The 203-nt window shown below is 53.2% G+C and carries 2 tRNA genes; both read right to left on the bottom strand.

Features of this window, described 5'->3' with window-relative positions:
• Position 1: 1 nt before the first annotated feature.
• A tRNA-Gly gene (locus AC3A6M_RS24975) sits at positions 2-77 on the bottom strand.
• Positions 78-127: 50 nt separating this feature from the next.
• A tRNA-Gly gene (locus AC3A6M_RS24970) sits at positions 128-203 on the bottom strand.

The following is a 203-nucleotide window of genomic DNA, read 5'->3' as shown; positions in this document are numbered from 1 at the left end:
CTGGAGCGGGAGAAGAGTCTCGAACTCTCGACCTCAACCTTGGCAAGGTTGCGCTCTACCAACTGAGCTACTCCCGCGTCGCTGGAACTTGCGATTATAACTTATTGCAATCAACACTAGCAAACTTTGGAGCGGGAGAAGAGTCTCGAACTCTCGACCTCAACCTTGGCAAGGTTGCGCTCTACCAACTGAGCTACTCCCGC

The organism is Telluria sp. Soil_C_11, assembly GCF_057657395.1.
This window is presented reverse-complemented; position numbering and strand designations above follow the sequence as displayed.